Genomic DNA, 5,587 nt, shown 5'->3' on the forward strand with positions numbered 1-5,587 from the left:
AAGGTGCTCCTTATCGATAACGCTCTTGTTACCGGCGACGGTTATAAAGATATCCCCCTCCCGTGCCGCATCCGGCAGCGGCATCACCTGAAAACCGTCCATGGCCGCTTCCAGAGCGCGCACCGGCTCCACCTCGGTCACCAGCACCCGCGAGCCCAGGCCCTTGGCCCTCAGGGCGATGCCGCGCCCGCACCAGCCATAGCCGCAGACCACCACCTTCTTCCCGGCCCAGAGGACATTGGTCGCCCGGGTGATACCGTCAATGGTACTCTGCCCGGTACCATAGCGGTTATCGAAGAGGTACTTCGTCTGGGCATCATTGACGGCAATTAAGGGATAGGCCAGCTTCCCCGCTTTCTCCAGGCTCCGCAGCCGGATAACGCCGGTGGTGGTTTCCTCGGTACCGCCGATAACGTCCTTAATCAAATCGCTCCGTTTGGTATGAAGGGTAGTCACCAGGTCGGCGCCATCGTCCACCGTCAGGTGGGGCTTGTTATCCAGGGCGGTACTGATATGATTATAGTAGGTTGTATCATCCTCTCCCTTGATGGCATTGGTAGGAACACCGTATTCCACCAGAGCCGCGGCGACATCATCCTGGGTGCTCAGGGGATTGGAAGCGCACAGGACAACATCGGCCCCTCCTTCCTTCAATGCCAGGGCCAGGTTGGCGGTCTCGGTGGTAACGTGGAGGCAGGCCGAGATGCGCACGCTTTTAAAAGGCTTCTCCCGGGAAAATCTTTCCCCGATGAGCCTGACCACCGGCATCTCACGGGCTGCCCACGCGATCCGCTGTTTACCGGCCCCGGCCAGGGCCGGGTCTTTGACATCATAGTTTTTACTCAACAGCTACTCCTCAATTATCTTCTAAATTGTGCCGCCACGTAGTCAGGTATATCCAGCGTCCCCATCAGGAGCGGTCTCTGATGGCAATCGCTGCCTCCGGTCATGAGCAGGCCGTGCTTGCGGGCAAGCTCAATATAGCTGGCAGTGGTGCCGGCATCATTTCTGGAATGCCAGCATTCAATACCGTCGATGTATTCTAGCACAGATTCCTCAATAATTCTCGCCTGCCGGCTTAAATCAGAGGTTAGGCTCACCAGCGATGTCCTGTTGGGGTCATTGGGGTGGGCCAGTACCAGCTTGCCCCCGGCGTTCCTGACCAGGCTCGAAGCCTCTGCCAGTGACAGGGGCAATTTGGGCACATTGCACCTGACCAGATACTTGTCAAAGGCTTCCTGGATACTGCTGACAATCCCTTTTTCGACCAGGTATCCGGCGATATGAGGACGCCCGAAGGCGCCGTCAACGCTATCCTCTATCTTTTTAATATCTTCTCCGGTAAACGGCTCGATATTTTCCCTGGCGAACTCGGTATTCAGCTTCTCCAGGATCCGATGGGCCCTTGTCCGCCTGTGTTTCCTGAGCAATTCCAGCTTCTGGCGTAGCTCCTGATTATCAATGTCATACTGGTAGCCTAGGAAGTCCAGGGAAACGGACTTCGGCTCGCCGTGGTGACTCTTGTCACCTTTAATGCCGCCATTGTACTGGAAGGTCACGTTTAATTCAACGCCGCTGATATAATCAATTCCGTATTCCGCCGCCAGAGAGATGGCCCTTTCCTGGCAATCGACAGAATCATGGTCAGTTATCGACATAAAATTGATATTTCTCTCTCTGGCTTCGCGGAAGACCTCCTCCACGGAGAGGATGCCGTCCGAACCGGTGCTGGTATGGATGTGCAGGTCTATTCTCATACTATCTCTTCGCCATTCCGGTGAGATACCAGTCTTCAGGCGCATCATGGCTGGTATCTACGGTCAGGTGCAGGACATTAAGCTCCGGGTAACGGCTCTTCAGGTCCTCCAGGTCTACTGCCTCAAACCTCTCTTTATTGTTCAGGTAAGCCTGCTCCGTAAGCGCGTTCGATTCGTATTCCTCTTTGCTCCGTCTCAATATCCGGGCGATGGATACCTCCTGCGGGCAGTCGGTCTGGAGAATAACAAACGTCAGGTTATGCTTGCCGGCGATTTCAGCGGCCCGCTTCCTTAATGCCTGGGTGATGAAAGTAGCATCGAGTACCACTCCATTGCTTTCGCCCAGCGCCTCGTCCGCCCGCCGGAACATCTCATCATAGACCATTGTCCGCTTGTCCATGTTCGCGGCCACTTTTTCATCGAATATATCCTCGTTTTTAAGCACTTCCAGCCGGATAAGGTCGCTGCGCAGCAGCGGATAGCCCTTGATCCGGGCCACTTCCTCCGTCGTCTCCGTTTTCCAGGTGCCGGGCAGCCCGCAGGCAATCAGCACAAAACCGCTGCCCAGCTTATTCTCCACAAATTTCACAAACGGTTCTCTCAATCTATCATCTCCCCATTACTCGGCATTATCACGACTGATTGCGATTGTTCTCTATATATAAAAGCCTTTGTACATTTCCTTGATCCGTGAGTTTGAACCCGAAAAGCTCATCAGCGAGGTGTCATTGCGGGGAGTCCTTCCTGCAAAGGAAGGACGACGTGGCAATCTGGGTGGGGAGGGTAGTCATAAAGTCCCAAACCCGGATTGCTTCGCCCTCGGGCTGAACTCGGGCTGAAGCCCTCGGGACTTCGGCGTGAGCTCAGTCGAACGCTGAACTCGGGCTGAAGCCTTCCAACGAGTTTACCCCGTACACTGATACGGGGTCGAAATGGTCTCGCAATGACATTTTTAGAACTCCTTAAGAATCCACGGATTTGGGACATTTCCTCTCCCCTTGCGGGCTTCGTCGTGAGCTCAGCCGAACGGAGAGGAATAAGGTGAGGGGAAACTTACTCCCATCCGGGGTTTTCTCTCTTCATAAGATACCAGCAATTCTTTATATTTCATCCCCTTTGCTCATTTTACATATAGCCCCCGCCGGGTTCCGGCAACTGCCGGTACTCTTCTTTAGATCCAATGATGCTCCTGATAAGCTCGATAAGGCTTCTCAGGTTGCCAGCCTTTTCGTCTTCATAACCTATCTCAACTATTTCCTCATCCCACCACAGTTCTTTAGTTTGAGAATCGTATTCTACTTTAAAATAGTAGCTCATATGCGGGGTTACCATGCCAATAGACTCCCCGGGGGCCACAGAAACAGAGAACTCGTCGGGATAGCTGAAGAAGCCAATCTCAACCATCTTGCGGTAGATGCTGTCCAGCTCCTCTTCAGTCAAAGACAATGGCACCGTAATTGAAGGGTCGGCGATCATGTCTTTCGTGTAGATCCCCTGGAATGTGTCCAGCTCGTTCCTGGCCATAACGCCATACCTGAAAATCATATTGAAATTGGACTTTTCAGTCGCAGGGCTGCCGCAACCCGCCAACCCTGCAACGGCGACCGCCAAAACCAGACCGGCAATCCAAAACCACTTTTTCCCCATATCACCTGATTATCAAAAACAGAGTTCCTTATGAAAGTTCCAGCCTCATCAAGGAAAAGGCGGCTTCTCCCCGCCGTTTCCTGCTGATCTGCCTGAAGGCATGCTCCAGGTAGAGCACAGTAGGCCCGGAACTATTACTCGCTGAATCATCCCGGGAATAGGTCTCTACCGCCTGATAGCCCCGGCTCCTCAAATCTCCAATCGCCGCCTGTAGCAGCCTGCCGCCTAACCCCTGCCCCTGATAGCCCTCCCGGATGTGAATACAGGAAACTAAAACCCCGTCCGGACTGGGGGCAAACAGCTCTCTGGAGAACTCGGCGACATTGGGCAGAAAACGGTGAGGAGCGTACTGAACATAGCCCACGGCTTTGCCGTCAACATAGAGAATCTGCCCGCAGTTGCCGAACTTCTCCTCCATCTTCCGGAACCAGCGCTGCTTGATTTCAATAGCTTCATCCGGTGGTATTTGAGGTCTGCCCGTCTTGTCTTTACCGTACATTTCCGGGGCTTCCCAGTACAGGCAGCTATCGCAGGTAGGGAACAGGTCCTTGACCGTCTGCTCATCAATGTATCTTATTTCTATTTCCACGATATTCTCCTCTCTTCCACCTTTTTCTGAATCAGCAGGGTGCTGAAAAACTCTTATTCCGCTTCCCTGAAGCTGTCCGAATAATGTCATTCTGAATGAGCATATTCGCTACGCTCAGTATAAACTCCGAGACTGAAGCCCCGTATTAAATACGGGGTCGGCGCGCCCCGAATTGAAGCTACTTTCCTCCCAACACCGATATCCTTGGATTCTCTCAGGATGACAATCCGTAATTCTCGGACACAATCAGGACTGAGATTGACCGGTAAATTACTTCGACTCCGTTATATATGATTCGGCAAGCTCGAAATACTCGCCGGCTATTGACTACCATTGCACTTCAATCTACAAGCCCGAGCTGCCTTCTGATCAATTCACAAAGACTGTCCCTAACTTCAGAGTGACGGGGCACCGGTGCCTTCTTCCCATTCCTGGAGTTCGCGTATATGTCATGTTTTTTACCATGTCGTCTCAGGTAACAGCCACCCTTTACCAGCTCGCTGATAAAGTCCCGCCGTTTCATACCTCAATGCCTATCTCCTTTGTTTTAACGTTTACCCCGGGCATGGTCTCCTCTTCAACCATTAAATGATAGGCATCCCGTATATTTTCTTCTAGTTCTTCCAGGGATTCACCCTGGATAAATACTCCCGGAACCTCCCTCAGCTTCCCTACATACCAGTTTTCATCAATCCAATATTCTAATGTAAAACTCTTCACCATAATCCCCAATTCCCCCTTACCCGATATATGACTCGGCAAGCTCGAAATACTCGCGGGCTGTTGTCGTAATTTTCTCCTTTTCTTCCTCCGCTATAAGGGGGGCATCAAGCTTGAAACCCTCCACCTTACCCCGCACATAAGCCCGGTAGCACTTGTAAAAGTTAAGTAACCGGTACAGCTCGTCATCATGGCTCAGGGTCACATAGGCATTGACAAAACTCCGGGAGAGGTCCGGCCGCCGGTAATGGTCCAGGTCCATCGCCAGGAAAGCAACCTCCGAGGCAACATCACAATAGCGGAAGCGGTCGTTAAACTCGATGCAATCATAGATACAAATAGTCCTGGCAAAGCAAATATGGGCGGTGTGAAGGTCTCCGTGGCAGTCCCTTATCCTGCCATCGGTTATCCGTTTGCGGAACAGCGCGCCATTGTTCTCGATGAAATCGATTGTGTATTTCTTCAGACTGCGGTATGTTTCCCGGGAAATCGTCTTGTCGATATACGGTATCGTCTGGTCGAAGTTCTCATTGACATTCCCAGTGATAACCTCAATTTCCCCGAACCGGTTGATATTTTCGCCGGTTTCCGCCTTCCGGTGGAAATCGGTAAGAATTCGGGCGACGCTATCTACCATGTCCGTGGTCACCAGTCCATTGTCCAGCAAGACATTCATCATCCCCTCCCGGGGAAGGTGGCGCATCTTGACGGCATATTCCAGGGCTCTCCCCTTGCCTTCGATGCGGATGTCGCCATCATTGCCGGTTATCGAGACAACGCCCAGGTATGTGTCCGGACAGAGACGCTGGTTAAGCTCGACCTCACGGAGGCAGAAAAAATGGCGATTGTCCAGGGTGGTGTAGTCCAGGTAGCC

The 5,587-nt window shown here is 52.5% G+C and carries 7 protein-coding genes; all 7 read right to left on the reverse strand.

The features are described from left to right. Nucleotides 1-846 (reverse strand): adenosylhomocysteinase (locus Q8Q07_01005; protein ID MDP3878870.1); only part of this gene is annotated, 846 nt, incomplete at its 3' end. 14 nt (nt 847-860) lie between these two features. Next, nucleotides 861-1,757 carry a PHP domain-containing protein gene (locus Q8Q07_01010; GenBank protein MDP3878871.1) on the reverse strand — a complete coding sequence of 299 codons (897 nt, stop codon included), beginning with the start codon at nt 1,755-1,757 and terminating at the stop codon, nt 861-863. A gap of 1 nt (nt 1,758) precedes the next feature. After that, nucleotides 1,759-2,361: an ATP-binding protein gene (locus tag Q8Q07_01015; protein ID MDP3878872.1), complete on the reverse strand. Its 603-nt coding sequence runs from the start codon at nt 2,359-2,361 to the stop codon at nt 1,759-1,761. Nucleotides 2,362-2,882: 521 nt separating this feature from the next. After that, nucleotides 2,883-3,404: a hypothetical protein gene (locus Q8Q07_01020; GenBank protein ID MDP3878873.1), complete on the reverse strand. Its 522-nt coding sequence runs from the start codon at nt 3,402-3,404 to the stop codon at nt 2,883-2,885. Nucleotides 3,405-3,432: 28 nt separating this feature from the next. Next, nucleotides 3,433-3,993 carry a GNAT family N-acetyltransferase gene (locus Q8Q07_01025; protein MDP3878874.1) on the reverse strand — a complete coding sequence of 187 codons (561 nt, stop codon included), beginning with the start codon at nt 3,991-3,993 and terminating at the stop codon, nt 3,433-3,435. Between the two features lie 519 nt (nt 3,994-4,512). Continuing rightward, a complete protein-coding gene (locus Q8Q07_01030) occupies nt 4,513-4,716 on the reverse strand; it encodes a type II toxin-antitoxin system HicB family antitoxin (protein MDP3878875.1) in 204 nt (67 codons plus the stop codon). Nucleotides 4,717-4,732: 16 nt separating this feature from the next. Further along, the coding region (locus tag Q8Q07_01035; protein ID MDP3878876.1) for a hypothetical protein at nt 4,733-5,587 on the reverse strand (855 nt) is incomplete at its 5' end.

The organism is Dehalococcoidales bacterium, from assembly GCA_030698765.1.
In the GTDB taxonomy this organism is placed as follows: domain Bacteria; phylum Chloroflexota; class Dehalococcoidia; order Dehalococcoidales; family UBA2162; genus JAUYMF01.